Source organism: Kitasatospora sp. CM 4170 (assembly GCF_032110285.1).
Classification (GTDB): domain Bacteria; phylum Actinomycetota; class Actinomycetes; order Streptomycetales; family Streptomycetaceae; genus Kitasatospora; species Kitasatospora aburaviensis.
Window position 1 is genome coordinate 3,780,001 of sequence record NZ_CP134877.1, and the last position, 14,543, is coordinate 3,794,543.

The following is a 14,543-nucleotide window of genomic DNA, read 5'->3' on the forward strand; positions in this document are numbered from 1 at the left end:
CCGGTATTAGACCCCGTTTCCAGGGCTTGTCCCAGAGTGCAGGGCAGATTGCCCACGTGTTACTCACCCGTTCGCCACTGATCCACCCCGAAGGGCTTCACCGTTCGACTTGCATGTGTTAAGCACGCCGCCAGCGTTCGTCCTGAGCCAGGATCAAACTCTCCGTGAATGCTTGCCCGTAATCGGGCGGCACACTCGCGTTGAGCGGCACGGCAACCACCGGAATAGGGCGGTCCCGCGCACTGCGTCCTCGCTGTGTTATTTCAAAAGGAATCTCCAACCCCAGAGAATCTGAGGCCGGGGATGTCAACATATCTGGCGTTGACTTTTGGCACGCTGTTGAGTTCTCAAGGAACGGACACTTCCTTCAGGCGGCTTTCACACCGGCCCTCCGGGCGCTTCGTTCTTTCGTGTTTCCAGCTTATCAGATCCTCGCGGCCGTTCTTACCGGCGCTTGTTTCTCTGAATTCCCGCTGGAGGGATTTCCTTCGACTTCGCTCCGAAGCTTATCAAAGCTTTCGTTGTGCTCAGTTCCGGGATTTGCCTTACGCGGAGGGTGCGCATTCGTGAAGCGCACTCACCTCGATTCGGCGGTGTCGTAGACACTAACGCCTGGACCAGGTCGTTGTCCAACCTGTCCCAACCGTTCAAACCTACTAGCCCACCCCCACCACGTCAATGGTTTGGCCGGGATGCGAGAAGAGTAGCAGGTCAGGAGCCTGTTGATCACATCGGCTCAGGCCGCGACCGGCTGCAGGTCTGCCCGGTCGGACGCGTCCAGGTCGCCGGTCTCGCCGGTCGCCGCGGCCTTCCGCCCCAGCACGAGCGCGTAGAGCAGGAACGCCACCTCCGCGAGCACGCCGATCGAGATCCGGGCCCAGGTGGGCAGGCCGGACGGGGTCACGAAGGCTTCGAGGAGACCGGCGACGGCCAGGACGGTCGCGAGCCCCATTCCCATACCGACGATCGAGCGGCCCTGCTCGGCCAGCGCGGTCGCGCGGGTGCGCGGGCCGGGGTCGACGACGGTCCAGCCGAGCCGGAGGCCGAGTCCGCCCGCCACGAAGACGGCGGTCAGCTCCAGCAGGCCGTGCGGGATGAGCAGGCCGAGGAAGACGTCGAGCCGGCCGGCGGAGGCCATCAGGCCGATGCCGACACCGAGGTTGAGGACGTTGGTCCAGAGCACGTAGAGGACGGGGATGCCCAGTGCGACGCCGAAGACCAGGCACTGCACCGCGATCCAGGCGTTGTTCGTCCAGACCTGGGCCGCGAACGAACTCGCCGGGTGCTCCGAGTAGTAGGCCTCGAACTCGCCGCCGGGCATCGTGAGCTGGTGCAGCGCCTCCGGGGTGACCAGGCTGTTGCGGACCTCTGGGTGGTTCGCCATCCACCAGGCGATCAGGGCGGTGCCGAACAGCGAGACGAGGGCGACCGACAGCCACCAGCGGCGCGCGCGGTAGAGCGCGGCCGGGAAGCTCACCGTGTAGTAGCGGGCGACGTCGCGCCAGCCGCTGCTGCGACTCCCGGTGACCGCGTCCCGGGCCCGGGAGACCAGGCTGGTCAGGCGCCCCTCCAGCGTCGGGTCGGGGGCGGCGGCCTGGACCTTGGCGAGGTGGCCGGTGACGCGCTGGTAGAGGGTGACCAGCTCGTCCGCCTCCTCGCCGGTGAGCCGGCGGGTCCTGGCGAGGGCGTCCAGCCGGGCCCACTCCCCCTGGTGGGTGGCGACGAAGACGTCCAGGTCCATTCGGCAGCTCCATGGTCGGCGCAGGGCGCGCGGGCAGGCGGGTGCGGACAGGTGGGCCCAGCATGCCAGGGCACCGGGGTGCGTGGTGCGGGCGGGACCTCCCCGGTCCGTTCGGCCGGACCTGGGTCGTTCGGCCCGGGACCTCCCTTCCCGAGTGGCCGCGGGGCCCCGTATGTTGACGACTGCGATGACGGGGGCGCGGGGGCCGATCCGGCGGAACGCTCGCCGCCACGAACCGCGCACCGCGACCTGCGCACTGCGCGCCGCGGGCCCACGATCCGCGGGCCACGAACCACCGACGGGAACGGACGGGTGTCTTGAGCGACCTGGTGACGGGTGAGGCGGTCGTCCTCGGCCTGCGCACGGCGAAGCTGCCGAGTCGTGCCCTGGCGATCGGGCTGGACCTGACCGTCGAGCTCGCCGCGCTGCTGGTGTGCACCCTGACGCTCAGCGTCGCCCTCGTCGACCTCGACCCGGCCGCCCTCGCCGCCCTCATGATCGGGCTGACCGTCTTCTTCATGGTCGCGGTGCCCATCATGGTCGAGACCTTCACCCGCGGGCGCTCGCTCGGGAAGGCGGCCCTCGGCCTGCGCGTGGTGCGCACCGACGGCGGGCCGGTGCGGTTCCGGCACGCGCTGGTCCGTGCCCTGGTGGGCTTCTTCGAGATCATCGTGCTGAGCGGCGTGCCGGCGGCCATCTGTTCCGCGGTGTCGGCGGACGGCCGGCGGCTGGGCGACGTCTTCGCGGGGACGCTGGTGGTCCGTGAGCGCGTCCCGGGCGGCAGCGGTGCCGCGGCGGCCCTGCCGCCGGTCCACCCGCAGCTGCTGCAGGCCATCGGCGGCGAGCTGGTCGCCCTGGACCTCTCCGCCGTGCCGGAGCCGCTCTGGCTGGCGATCCGGCAGCTGCTCGGGCGGGTGGGCCAGCTGGACCCGGCGGTCGCGCACCAGATGTCGGCCCGGCTCGCCGACGACCTGGCCGCCCGCACCGGTCACCCGGTCCCGTACGGGCTGCACCCGGCGGCTTACCTCGGCGCGGTGCTGACCGAGCGGCAGCGGCGCGAGTGGACGCGGGCCCAGAGCCAGGCGTTCCAGCAGGCCCAGGCCCACCCCCAGGCCCACCCCCTGGTCCAGCCCGTCCTGCAAGCGCCCGTCGCACCCGGCTCGCAGCCCGGCCCGACGCCGGCGATCCCTCAGATCCCCCAGATCCCCCAGGCCCCGGCGCAGACCCCGCCCACCGCCGCGCAGGCCCCCGCCGCGCCGCCCGCACCCACCCCCCAGCCGGGCGCCGGCCGGACCACCGGCCCGGCCGCTGCGCCGACCAGCAGCACCGGCTTCGTGCCGCCCGCCTGAGCCCGCGCTACTCCCCGAACTCCACCGGCCAGGCGTTCGGCGGGGACTCCAGCTCCTCCAGCTCCACCCCGGCCGCGGCCAGCACCACGTCACCGGCCAGGTGCACCACCTGCTGCTCGCCCGTCTCCAGGTCCGCCACCTGGTACCGCTCGACCAGCAGCGGACCGGTGTCCGTCTCGTGGGTGTCCACGCCCTCCAGCAGCCAGCCCTGGTCGAAGGTGCGCGGCGCCAGCACCGGCTCCGTGAACGCGACCAGGCGCACCCGCGCGCTCGCGCCCTCCCGCAGCCGCAGCAGCCGCGCCGTGGCGACCAGGAAGCCGGGCGAGCGGCCGGTGAAGCCGTGGGCGCGGTCGTGCCCCTCCGCCGCGTCCTCCCCGGCCGGGTCGGCCGCGGCGCTGCGCACCCAGGCGACGCCGTCCACCGCGCCGCCGCGGACCTGCCAGCCGCCGGCGCGCAGTTCCATCCGCAGCGGTCGGGCACGCGAGTCCAGCGTCAGGTCGCACGTGCCGAGCACCTGTCCCTCCGGCCCGTACGTCTTCGAGACGTACCGCCAGCCGGCCGCGCCGGGCGCGCAGCTGAAGCGCTCCTCGCCGAGCAGCAGGTGGTCATGGGTGTCGTGGAGCGAGTACCGGCCGTTGGGCATGCCCGAAGCCTACGTCGACGATCTCCGCCGATCGGCATGCAACGTCCGGGCGGGCGGCCGCATTAGAGGGGGGACGGCGCGCAACGGCGCCGCTGGTTCGGGAGGAAAGGGGGCGGGGATGGCGAAGCAGGCACGCGACACGGAGTTCACCGAGTACGTGGCTTCGAGGAGCGGCTGGCTGCGGAAGGTCGCCTATCTGCTGTGCGGGGACTGGCATCGGGCCGACGACCTGGTCCAGGAGACCATCACCAAGCTGTACGTGAACTGGGCGAGGGCCGGCCGGGTGGAGAACGTGGACGGCTACGCCCGCACGGTGCTGGTCAACACCTTCCTCGCCGAGCAGCGCTCGCCGTGGTGGCGGCGGACCAGCCGGAGCCGGAGCGCCCCGGACGACGAGGCCGTGGTCGTCGACCTCGACGCGTCGCTCGACCTCCGGCAGGCGCTGGCCGCGCTGCCGCCGCGGCAGCGCGCCACCGTGGTGCTCCGCTACTACTGCGACCTGACGGTCGACCAGGCCGCCGCGGCGATGGGCTGCTCCTCGGGCAACGTCAAGAGCCAGACCGCGCGGGGGCTGGACACCCTCCGCCGTACCCTCACCGTCCGCCCCGTCGCCGCAGAGAGGACGCCATGACCGGACACGAGCACCCCGACCTGACCGAGCAGTTGGTCACACTGGCGGACGAGCCCGCCCCGGCGGCCGGGTACGACACAGCCCGGGCGATGGCCCGGGGCCAGGCCCTGCTGCGCCGCCGGCGCCGGACGGCGATCGGGGCCGTGGCCGCCGCGACCGCCCTGGTGGTGGGCGGCACGCTGCTGCTCGCCCCGGCCGGCAGCACGGCTCCCGCCCCGCCCGCCGTCGCACCGACCGTGACGGTGTCCGCGACCGCGTCGCCGAGCGCCACACCGACCCGGTCCGGGGTGGACCCGCTCACCACCGAGGTCCGGTTCGGCTGGCTGCCGGACTGGGTCGGCGGCAACAGCGGCATCGGCTACGAGACGGGATACCACGGCATCTTCGCCGAGGCCCGCGGCAGGGGCGAGAGGGCACCGCGCATGCTGCTCAGCCTCTACCCGGCCGGTCCCGAGCCGGAGGTCGAACAGAACCCCGACGGGACCAGGGAGAAGGCCGCGGCGCCGCCCGTCAACGGGCAGCCGGCCCACTGGGTGGTCGATCACTCTCCCGGGCACGGTTCGGACTTCCGGTTGCGCTGGCAGACGCCGTCGGGCCGGTGGGCGCAGCTCTGGGCCTACGGTGGCCAGCAGGGTGACGTCACCCAGGAGATCGTGCTCCGGGTGGCGGCCGGGGCCGAGTACGGGAAGTGGAACGTCCCGCTGCCGGTGCGGTTCGCGCCGCTGCCGGAGGCGTTCAAGGCGACGGACGTGTCGCTCTGGAAGCCGCCCTCGTCGGAGGCCCAGCTCCCCTGGCAGCTGTGGCTGATGTTCCAGTTCGAGGGCAAGAACGTCTCGGTGGGCGTCGAGCCGATCGGCCCGGGGCCCAGCCCCTCCCCCACCGGGACGGACGGCTCGCCCTACACCGACCCGAACCCGTCGGCCTGTCGGGAGGAGAAGCAGGTACGGGTCTGCGTGGGCGTGGGCGCGGGCATCGCGCCGTCGTTGGAGCAGATCGGCGGCCTGGAGGGCCTGCTCGCCCGCACCGAGGTGCTGGGTGCGGACGAGAGCACCTGGACCACCGACGTCCTGAACTGACCCGACGGCCCGGCCCGCCCGGGAACGGGCCCGAACGCGCCGGTGGCCGGCACCCCCGGGCGGGGGTGCCGGCCACCGGCGTTCGATCAGCGCGTCCGGACCGGTGTCCGGACCGGCGCGTCCGGATCAGTAGCGGTACTGCTCCGGCTTGTACGGGCCCTCGACCGGGACGCCGATGTAGTCGGCCTGCTCCTGGGTCAGGGTGGTCAGCTTCACGCCCAGCGCGTCGAGGTGCAGGCGGGCGACCTTCTCGTCCAGGTGCTTCGGCAGCACGTAGACGCCGATCGGGTACTGCGCGGTCTTCGTGAACAGCTCGATCTGCGCGATCGTCTGGTTGGCGAAGGAGTTGGACATCACGAACGACGGGTGGCCGGTCGCGTTGCCCAGGTTCAGCAGGCGGCCCTCGGAGAGCACGATGATGGTGCGGCCGTCGGCCTTGCGCCACTCGTGGACCTGCGGCTTGACCTCGGTCTTCACGACGCCCGGGAGCTTCGCGAGGCCGGCCATGTCGATCTCGTTGTCGAAGTGGCCGATGTTGCCGACGATGGCCTGGTGCTTCATCCGCGCCATGTGGGAGGCCAGGATGATGTCCTTGTTGCCGGTGGTGGTGATGAAGATGTCGGCCGTCTCGACGACGTCGTCCAGGGTGGCGACCTGGTAGCCGTCCATCGCCGCCTGGAGCGCGCAGATCGGGTCGATCTCGGTGACGATGACGCGGGCGCCCTGGCCGCGCAGCGACTCGGCGCAGCCCTTGCCGACGTCGCCGTAGCCGCAGACGACCGCGACCTTGCCGCCGATCAGGACGTCGGTGGCGCGGTTGATGCCGTCGATCAGCGAGTGGCGGCAGCCGTACTTGTTGTCGAACTTCGACTTGGTGACCGAGTCGTTGACGTTGATGGCCGGGAACAGCAGCTTGCCGTCGCGGTGCATCTCGTACAGGCGGTGGACACCGGTGGTGGTCTCCTCGGTCACGCCCTTGATGGTGGCGGCGACCTCGGTCCACTTGTTCGGGGTCTCGGTCAGGGTGCGGTTGAGCAGCTCCAGGATGATCCGGAACTCGTCGTTGTCCGCGGTGGCCGGGTCCGGAGCGGCACCGGCCTTCTCGAACTCGACGCCCTTGTGGATCAGCAGGGTGGCGTCACCGCCGTCGTCCAGGATCATGTTCGGGGTCTGGCCGTTCGGCCAGGTGAGCGCCTGCTCGGTGCACCACCAGTACTCCTCCAGGGTCTCGCCCTTCCAGGCGAAGACCGGCAGGCCCTGCGGGTTCTCCGGGGTGCCGTTCGGGCCGACCGCGATGGCGGCGGCGGCGTGGTCCTGGGTGGAGAAGATGTTGCAGGAGCACCAGCGGACCTCGGCACCGAGGGCCGTCAGGGTCTCGATCAGCACGGCGGTCTGCACGGTCATGTGCAGCGAGCCGGTGATGCGGGCGCCGGCCAGCGGCTGCGACTCGGCGTACTCGGCGCGGATCGCCATCAGGCCGGGCATCTCGTGCTCGGCGAGCTGGATCTCCTTGCGGCCGAACGGGGCCAGGGAAAGGTCGGCGACCTTGAAGTCACCGGTGATGTCGGTCGACATGCGTCTGCTCCTCGCGGATGGGGTGGGGCACGGCCAAAGGTCCTCGGGTGCGTCGCGGCAGGGCGCGGCCGCACGGGTGCGCGGCAACGCCGGGGCTACCGGAGCGGAACGCGGTGCACCGGTGCCCTGCTGCTCAGCACAAACCGTCGGAGGACCTCTCTCCCTCAATCGGTGCACGCCCCCGGTGGGGGGCGGGCCGCCGATCGACCGCCATCAGCAGCGACGTTCTGGCTCTGGGGACGAATCTACACCGGCGGCCCTTGAGTCAGCCTCGCGTTGGGCGTTTTCGGCCGGGCGCGGCTCAGTGCGCGCCGGGCGGGGGGCCGCCGGGGGTGGCGAACGGGTCCTCGCCCGCGGCCTCCTTCTCGGCGCTGTAGATGTCCGGCTCCAGGTAGATGACGCGGGCGATCGGCACGGCCCGGCGCACCCGTACCTCGGCGGCGTCGATGGCCTCCGCCACCTGGGCGGCGGTGTCCTCGGCGTTGACCGCGATCTTGGCGGCGACCAGCAGCTCCTCGGGGCCGAGGTGCATGGTGCGCATGTGGATGACCCGGGTGACGTTGTCGTGGTCGACCAGCGCGTCGCGGATCTCGGCCACCACCTCCTGGTGGGCGGACTCGCCGATCAGCAGCGACTTGGTCTCCACGGCCAGCACGAGCGCGATGGCGATCAGCAGGACGCCGATCGAGACCGTGCCGATGCCGTCCCAGACCGCGTCACCGGTGATCACGGTCAGGCCGACCCCGAACAGCGCCAGCACCAGGCCGATCAGCGCGCCGGTGTCCTCCAGCAGGACGACCGGCAGCTCCGGCGCCTTGGCCCGGCGGATGTAGGCCGGCCAGCCGTGCCCGACCTTGTCCTTGACCGCCTCGCGGAAGGCGGTGAAGAAGGACCAGGCCTCCAGCAGGATCGCGAAGACCAGCACGCCGACCGGCCAGTACCAGTTCTCCAGCTCGTGCGGGTGGACGATCTTCTCGTAGCCCTCGTAGACGGCGAACATGCCGCCGACGCTGAAGAGCACGATCGAGACCAGGAAGGCGTAGACGTAGCGCTCGCGCCCGTACCCGAAGGGGTGCTCGGGGGTGGCCCGCCGCTGGGAGCGCTTGCCGCCGACGAGCAGCAGCACCTGGTTGCCGGAGTCGGCCAGCGAGTGGACGCCCTCGGCCAGCATCGAGGAGGACCCGGAGAACGCGAAGGCCACGAACTTGCCGGCCGCGATGCCCAGGTTCGCGGACAGGGCCGCCACCAGGGCCTTGGTACCGCCTTCGGTGCTCATGCTCGGGAGGGTCCCTCCGCCGGGGGCGTGCAGCCCGCGCTCGTCTCGGTCGAGTTCGGTCGAACTCGGTCGACCTGCGGCAGGACCCGACGGCCCGTCGCCGTGTCGCCGGCGAGCCCGCCGAGTCCTGTCGAGTCCTGTCGAGCGCATACGGTACCCGGCCCGCCGGGGCGTGATCAGGACTGCGCCGCCGCGAGCCCGAGGTAGACGGCGGCGAAGTCGGTCAGCGCGACGAGGTCGGTCAGCGCGTGCAGCGGCTCGGAGCGGGCGCTGGCGTACTCGGTGAGCCGGACGTCGTGCGCCGCGGCCAACCGGTGCGCCCGGCTCGCGCCGAAGCTGCGCGGGCCCTCGTCGTCGGCCGGCACCTCGGCCGGGCCGGCGTCCTCCCCGCCGTCGTCGCTCCGCCCCGCCGCCCCGCCCGTACCGTTCGCACCACCTGCGCCGTTCGCACCACCTGCGCCGTTCGCGCCGCTCGCCGCCGGGACGTGCCGCAGCAGCAGCACCTGCAGGTGGAGCGGGTCCGGCTCCTCGACGCGGTCCCGGAAGAAGTCGTCCGGGTCGGCGCCGGCGCCCAGCTGCCCGGTGAACATGCCGCGGTGCGCGACGAGCGCCTGCGGCAGCAGCCCGGCCAGCGCCGGACGGCCGGCCCGGTCGGCGAGCTGGGCGGCGAACCGGACGGCGGCCGCCCCGGCCACCGGGCCCTCGGCCCAGAGCAGCGGGACGGTGCCGGCCAGCCGGGCGGCCAGGCCCTTGGCCGGGTTGGTGTACGCGGCGGCGTCCGGGCGGCAGCGGACGGCGGTCGCGTCCAGCAGGTCCGCGGCGGCGTCCAGGGCGTCGTACCGGAGCTGGGTGACGCCGAGCTTCTGGGCGAGCGCCAGCAGCGGGGTGAGGTGGGCCCAGAGCGCCGCCGGGTCCTCGGCCGGCAGGTCGGGCTCGGTGCCCGGTCCGGCCGGGGGCCCGCCGTCCTCGGGCAGGTTCGCCGGCACGTACGGGAGCGGGAGCGCCCGCACCTGGAGGGCGGCCTCGGCCAGCGGACTGCCGGCCGGGGCGGTGACCACCAGGGCGCAGCCGCGCGCGTACGCCTGCTCGGCGAGGGCGATCAGGCCCCGCTCGCCGCCGTCGGCGGAGCTGATCACCAACAGGTCGAGCGGTCCGGCCCAGCCGGGGAGCTGCCAGGCCAGGCCGGCCGTGAAGGCGGCCGGTGCGGCGCTCCGGTCGGCGCGCGGGACGGGTTCGGCGTCGCCCGGGGGCAGCGTGGTGACCAGGCTGGCGGTGCCGGCCAGCGCGGCGAGCACCTCACCCGCGGTCAGGGCGCTGCCGTGGCCGGCGACCAGGACGGCGCGCGGGCGGCCGTCGGGGCGCAGCTCGTCGACACCGGCCGCGCCGGCCAGGCGCAGCGCGGTGCGGACCCGCGCACCTGCGCCGGCCAGGGCGAGCAGGGCGCGGTCGCGGTCGGCGCGCAGGAGGGCGGCCGGGTCGTCGAGCAGGGTGTCGTCGAGCATGCGGCGGGCCTCCGGCTGCTGGCTGGGCGCTGAGGGGCTGCGGGGTGGGGGCGCAGGTTGTCCCGCCCCCAGGATCAGGCCGGGCGGCGGGCCTCGTCCACCAGCAGCACCGGAATGCCGTCGCGGACGGGGTACGCCAGGCCGCAGTCCGAGCCGGTGCAGACCAGCTCGGGGTGGTCCTCGGTACCGCCCTCGGTGAGCGCGGCCCGGCACTGCGGGCAGACCAGGATCTCCAGCAGGAAGGATTCGAGCTTCATGGCGTTCGGGCTCCCAGTCTCGGATGGCGGAGGTGTCGGAGGGGTGGCACGGCGGTGCCCCGGCCGAGAGGAAACCCTACCGGCCGGGGCACAGGGGGCGTGCGTCAGGCGCGGACGAGGGCGAGGACGCCGTCGCGCAGCTCGGCCATCTTCGCCGGGTCCTTGGCCTCGACGTTGAGGCGCAGCAGCGGCTCGGTGTTGGAGGCCCGCAGGTTGAACCACCAGTCCGGCCCGGCCACGGTGAGGCCGTCCAGCTCGTCCACCGTGGTGCCCTCCAGGCCGGCGTAGGCGGCGCGGACGGCGGCGGAGCGGTCGGCCTGGTCGGCGACGGTGCTGTTGATCTCGCCGGAGGCGGCGTAGCGGTCGTACTCGGCGGTGAGCGCGGAGAGGGTGCCCTCCTGCCCGCCGAGCGCGGCCAGCACGTGCAGCGCGGCGAGCATGCCGGTGTCGGCGCGCCAGAAGTCGCGGAAGTAGTAGTGCGCGGAGTGCTCGCCGCCGAAGACGGCGTCGGTCTCGGCCATCTCCTGCTTGATGAAGGAGTGGCCGACCCGGGTGCGGACCGGGGTGCCGCCGAGCTCGCGGACCACCTCGGGGACGGTCCAGGAGGTGATCAGGTTGTGGATGATGGTCGGCTCGGCCTCGCCGGCGGCCTTGGCGCGGGCGATCTCGCGGGCCGCGACCAGGGCGGTGATCGCGGACGGGGAGACCGGCTCGCCGCGCTCGTCCACGACGAAGCAGCGGTCGGCGTCGCCGTCGAAGGCGAGGCCGATGTCGGCGCCGACCTCGCGGACCTTGGCCTGCAGGTCGACCAGGTTCTTCGGGTCGAGCGGGTTGGCCTCGTGGTTGGGGAAGGTGCCGTCCAGCTCGAAGTACATCGGGACGAGGTCGATCGGCAGGCCGTCGAAGACGGTGGGCACCGTGTGGCCGCCCATGCCGTTGCCGGCGTCGACGGCGACCTTGAGCGGGCGGATCGCGGTGAGGTCGACCAGGCCGAGCAGGTGGTCGGCGTAGCCGCGCAGGGTCTCCTCGGTGGAGAGGGCGCCGGGCTTCACGTCCTTGGCCGGGACGGTGACGGTGTCGTCCTCGGCGGTCCAGGACTCGACCAGCTCGCGGATCTCGGACAGGCCGGTGTCCTGGCCGACCGGGGCGGCGCCGGCCCGGCAGAGCTTGATGCCGTTGTACTGGGCCGGGTTGTGGCTGGCGGTGAACATCGCGCCGGGCAGGTCCAGCTTGCCGCTGGCGTAGTAGAGCTGGTCGGTCGAGCAGAGGCCGATCTCGACCACGTCGGCGCCGTAGGCGGCCGCGCCCTCGGCGAAGGCCCGGCTGAGCGACGGGGAGGAGGGCCGCATGTCGTGGCCGACCACGATCGCGGTCGCTCCGGTGACCTGCGTGAACGCGGCGCCGAAGGCGCGCGCGAGGCTCTCGTCCCACTGGTCCGGGACCACGCCTCGAACGTCGTACGCCTTCACGAGCTGCTTGAGGTCGCGCACTGCGGCTCCACCCTGGTTCTCTGTCTGATCGGCGGGCTGGTCGCCCATGGTCACGATACGTCCGCGGACGGCGCCGCTCGGCACCCGGACAGGGGGGCAGCGTACCGGCCGGCGGGAAACGGCCGGTCCGGGGCGGGGCGCTGGGGCCGGGTCAGTTGTCGGGCGAGCGCAGCACCCGCAGGTGCCCGCGGCGGCCCGACTCGGTGGACTCACCCTCGGGGGACCGGCCCTGACGGGGGGTCTGCGGGCGCGCGGCCTCGCGAACGGCGTTGGCGAGCGCTTCGAGGTCGTCGCTGCTGCGGCGCAGCGGGCCGGCCTCGGCGGCGAGCCGGACCACCTCCCAGCCGCGCGGGGCGGTGAGGCGCTCGGCGTGCTCGGCGCAGAGGTCGTAGCAGTGCGGCTCGGCGTAGGTCGCGAGCGGGCCGAGGACGGCGGTGGAGTCCGCGTAGACGTACGTCAGCGTTGCGACGGCCGGCCGGCCGCACGCGGTCCGCGAACAACGACGTACAGAGCTCACGAGGGTGGACGGTACAGCACTCCTCGCCGGGGAGCGAAGACCGCCTGTCCGGAGGGTGTGCCGTGTCGCGCTCCGCGCGCCGTCCGTGCGCCCTCCGCCCCGGGCGTTTCCCCTCCGGAGTGGTCCACTTCCGACCGTCCAAGGACTACCCTCGGCAGTGATATGGACAGCTCTGCACCGCAGTCATCGACGGGACCTTCGCGCCGCCCCCGGCACCGCGACCGGCACGGCAGGGGTCTGCGCGGCCCCCTGGCGCCTCCGCAGGTGCCGATCTCGCTCACCCGCTCCGAGTTGTTCGACGACTACGTGCGCGAGTCGGTGGAACGCCTGGAGCGGCGCTGGCCGCAGCTGATCGAGGTGGAGTTCGCCGTCCAGGAGGTGCCGCTGCACGAGGCGGACGGCCCGGACGCGGACGGCGGCGTGCCGCTGGGCCGGGTGTCGCCGGGGCGTCAGGGGCGGAAGAGCCAGATCGTGGTGTACCGGCGGCCGGTGGAGATCCGGGCGAAGTCGCGCGAGGACCGCGCGGCGCTGGTGCACGAGATCCTGATCGAGCAGGTGGCGGAGCTGCTGGGGCTGTCGCCGGACGCCATCGACCCCCGCTACGACGAGGACTGACCCGCGGACCGACGCGGCACGGGCGGTGCGCCCGCCCGTACGCCCGAGGGGCGGCGCCCGGTGACCCGGGTGCCGCCCCTCGGCGTCGGTGCGCACGGTCAGCGCAGGACGATGCCCGGATCCTGGGCGGCCTGCGGCACCTTGACGGTGCTGCGGTCGTCGCGCAGCGCCTGGACGGTGAACATCGGGACGTCCTTGGTGGTGATCGCGAGCATCCGGGCGGCCGCGACCGGGCCGCCGGAGACGGTCTCCACGGTGAGCGCGAAGGTGTCCTTCAGGCCGGCCGGCTCGGGCGCCGGGAGGGCGACCGTCCCGCCGGCCGGCAGCTGGACCTCCTTGGTGGCGGGGGTGCCGCCGCCGCTGCCCGCCGAGGCGGTGACCCGGACGGTGGCGGCCTCGCCGGTGGAGGTCAGGAAGAGCGTCGACGCGCCGCCGCCGCGGTTGTCGGCCACGGTGGCCCGGGCGCCGACCGGGACGGTGCCGGAGAGCCAGGCGGCGTCCGACTTGCCGTTCTGGGCGGCGCGGTCGACCCGCAGACCGGCCACGACCGGGGTGGGGTGCTTGTCGTCGGTGGGCGAGAGCCGCAGGCCGGCCACCTCCTCGCGGGTGACCTTGCCGAGGTCCACCGAGGCCACCATGCCGGCCTTGACGTGGATCGACTCGTTGCCGGCCGGGGTGAACCAGCCGTTCTTGCCGGAGAGCTGGATCTTCAGGTCGGCGTCGTCCTCCGGCGGCGCCCAGACCACCAGGTGGGCACCGGCGGTGTCGGCGGGCAGGCCGGGCATCACCTGGGTGGGCGCGGGATCGGCGGAGGCGGGCACCCAGTCGGCGCCCTTGTTGCCGTCGGCGGCGTGCAGGGCCGCGCCGACCCGGCCGCTGCGGGCGACCACGTGCACGGCGAGGTCGGCGACCTGGCCCTTGCTGATGGTCGGCAGCAGGATGGACTGCGAGCTGCCGGGGGCGACGGTGATGCCGTTGGCGGCGTCGTTCTCGATCAGGCCCTTGTCGCCGTACAGCTTGACGTCGACGACGGCGGCGGTCGCCTCGGTGTTGACGAGGCTGACGTAGTCGGTGCGGTTCTCGGCGGTGCTGGCGCCGGCGAACCAGAAGCTGGTGCCGGCCGGGGTACAGGTGATGCCGGAGAGTCCCAGGCCGCGCTGTTCGGTGACGGTGGTGGTCTGGGTGACGGTGAAGCCGGGTGCGAACGCGCCGGTGGCGACGGCCCCGGTGCCGGGGGCGGTGTCGCCGTTGGCGGCGGGGGCGACCACCGGGGTGCCGGGCTTGGCCAGGGTCAGCCGGGCGTCGGCGGGCGCGCCGCCCTTGTCCGCGGCGGGCTTGCCGGTGGCGGTCGGCGCGGGTGCCGCCGACGGTGCGGCGGACGGCGCGGCCGAGGGCGCGGTGGTCGGCGGGGTGGCCGGGGCGGCCGCGTCGGAGATCCAGCCCGCCCCGGCCGCCGCGCCCTCGCCGGCGGCGCCGCCGGGCGGGGTGTACGCGGTGAGGCTGGTGGAGCCGGTGAGGCTCTGGAGCGGCTGCGGGCAGACCACGGCCGTCCGCTCGACCTGCGCCGAGGTTGCGGCGCCCTGGTCGGCGCCGGCCGGGGAGGCCGGCGGGCGCAGCTCGGCGATGCCGAACACCACGGCGAGCACGGCGGCTGCGGCCAGCAGCGACTGGGTGGTCCTCGTCCCCCCGGAGCCGCTCCCGGTGCCGCCCCCGAAGGAGCCGCCCCGGGAACCGGGGTCCGCGGCGCCGGTGCTCCCGTACGCCCCGGGGCCGTCCGCCCCGTCGGCGCCGCCGAAGGCGTCGTCGGCCGGGCCCAGGGGCTCGTCGGCGGCCTTCGACCGCTTCTTGAACGCGGGCTTCTTCATCGCGGG

Annotated in this window: 13 protein-coding genes and 1 rRNA gene (1 of these 14 running past the window's edge); 4 read left to right on the plus strand and 10 right to left on the minus strand. The window is 73.6% G+C overall.

Going from position 1 to position 14,543, the window contains the following annotated elements; all coding sequences use genetic code 11:
- Together RMN57_RS15730 and RMN57_RS15735 are read right to left on the minus strand one after the other, a co-directional pair.
- Positions 1-169: ribosomal RNA gene (locus RMN57_RS15730) — 16S ribosomal RNA — on the minus strand; it reaches 1,355 nt to the left of the window's first position.
- A gap of 567 nt (positions 170-736) precedes the next feature.
- Positions 737-1,741: a stage II sporulation protein M gene (locus RMN57_RS15735; protein WP_313764017.1), complete on the minus strand. Its 1,005-nt coding sequence runs from the start codon at positions 1,739-1,741 to the stop codon at positions 737-739.
- Positions 1,742-2,058: 317 nt separating this feature from the next.
- Here RMN57_RS15735 and RMN57_RS15740 point away from each other — a divergent pair, with 317 nt between their 5' ends.
- Positions 2,059-3,090: an RDD family protein gene (locus RMN57_RS15740; protein WP_313764018.1), complete on the plus strand. Its 1,032-nt coding sequence runs from the start codon at positions 2,059-2,061 to the stop codon at positions 3,088-3,090.
- Positions 3,091-3,097: 7 nt separating this feature from the next.
- On the opposite strand, the gene RMN57_RS15745 is transcribed toward RMN57_RS15740, so the two are convergent.
- Positions 3,098-3,733 carry a hypothetical protein gene (locus RMN57_RS15745; protein ID WP_313764019.1) on the minus strand — a complete coding sequence of 212 codons (636 nt, stop codon included), beginning with the start codon at positions 3,731-3,733 and terminating at the stop codon, positions 3,098-3,100.
- A 118-nt stretch (positions 3,734-3,851) separates the two neighbouring features.
- Here RMN57_RS15745 and RMN57_RS15750 point away from each other — a divergent pair, with 118 nt between their 5' ends.
- On the plus strand, positions 3,852-4,364 hold the full coding sequence (locus RMN57_RS15750) for a SigE family RNA polymerase sigma factor (RefSeq protein ID WP_313764020.1): 513 nt from the start codon (positions 3,852-3,854) through the stop codon (positions 4,362-4,364).
- Positions 4,361-5,440 (plus strand): hypothetical protein, encoded by a 1,080-nt coding sequence (locus RMN57_RS15755; protein ID WP_313764021.1) that lies wholly within the window; start codon positions 4,361-4,363, stop codon positions 5,438-5,440. The genes RMN57_RS15750 and RMN57_RS15755 overlap by 4 nt, the downstream gene beginning before the upstream one ends.
- Before the next feature lie 126 nt (positions 5,441-5,566).
- Here the strand turns inward: RMN57_RS15755 and ahcY are convergent, their stop codons facing one another.
- The 6 genes from ahcY to RMN57_RS15785 form a co-directional block, all read right to left on the minus strand.
- Complete coding sequence (ahcY, locus tag RMN57_RS15760; RefSeq protein ID WP_313764022.1) at positions 5,567-7,015, minus strand: adenosylhomocysteinase; 1,449 nt, start codon at positions 7,013-7,015, stop codon at positions 5,567-5,569.
- A 301-nt stretch (positions 7,016-7,316) separates the two neighbouring features.
- Positions 7,317-8,291 carry a cation diffusion facilitator family transporter gene (locus tag RMN57_RS15765; protein WP_313764023.1) on the minus strand — a complete coding sequence of 325 codons (975 nt, stop codon included), beginning with the start codon at positions 8,289-8,291 and terminating at the stop codon, positions 7,317-7,319.
- A 176-nt stretch (positions 8,292-8,467) separates the two neighbouring features.
- Positions 8,468-9,793, minus strand: a complete 1,326-nt coding sequence (locus RMN57_RS15770) for an SIS domain-containing protein (protein ID WP_313764024.1) — start codon at positions 9,791-9,793, stop codon at positions 8,468-8,470.
- Between the two features lie 74 nt (positions 9,794-9,867).
- Positions 9,868-10,050, minus strand: a complete 183-nt coding sequence (locus RMN57_RS15775) for a Trm112 family protein (protein WP_313764025.1) — start codon at positions 10,048-10,050, stop codon at positions 9,868-9,870.
- Between the two features lie 104 nt (positions 10,051-10,154).
- Positions 10,155-11,588 (minus strand): phosphomannomutase/phosphoglucomutase, encoded by a 1,434-nt coding sequence (locus RMN57_RS15780; protein WP_313767838.1) that lies wholly within the window; start codon positions 11,586-11,588, stop codon positions 10,155-10,157.
- A gap of 103 nt (positions 11,589-11,691) precedes the next feature.
- Positions 11,692-12,057: a DUF3499 domain-containing protein gene (locus RMN57_RS15785; protein WP_313764026.1), complete on the minus strand. Its 366-nt coding sequence runs from the start codon at positions 12,055-12,057 to the stop codon at positions 11,692-11,694.
- 162 nt (positions 12,058-12,219) lie between these two features.
- On the opposite strand from RMN57_RS15785, the gene RMN57_RS15790 reads away from it, so the two are divergent.
- Positions 12,220-12,672 (plus strand): metallopeptidase family protein, encoded by a 453-nt coding sequence (locus tag RMN57_RS15790; RefSeq protein WP_313764027.1) that lies wholly within the window; start codon positions 12,220-12,222, stop codon positions 12,670-12,672.
- 98 nt (positions 12,673-12,770) lie between these two features.
- Here RMN57_RS15790 and RMN57_RS15795 read toward each other — a convergent pair whose 3' ends face one another.
- Entirely contained in the window at positions 12,771-14,537 is a 1,767-nt protein-coding gene (locus RMN57_RS15795; RefSeq protein WP_313764028.1) for a DUF5719 family protein, read from the minus strand.
- Between the last annotated feature and the right edge of the window lie 6 nt (positions 14,538-14,543).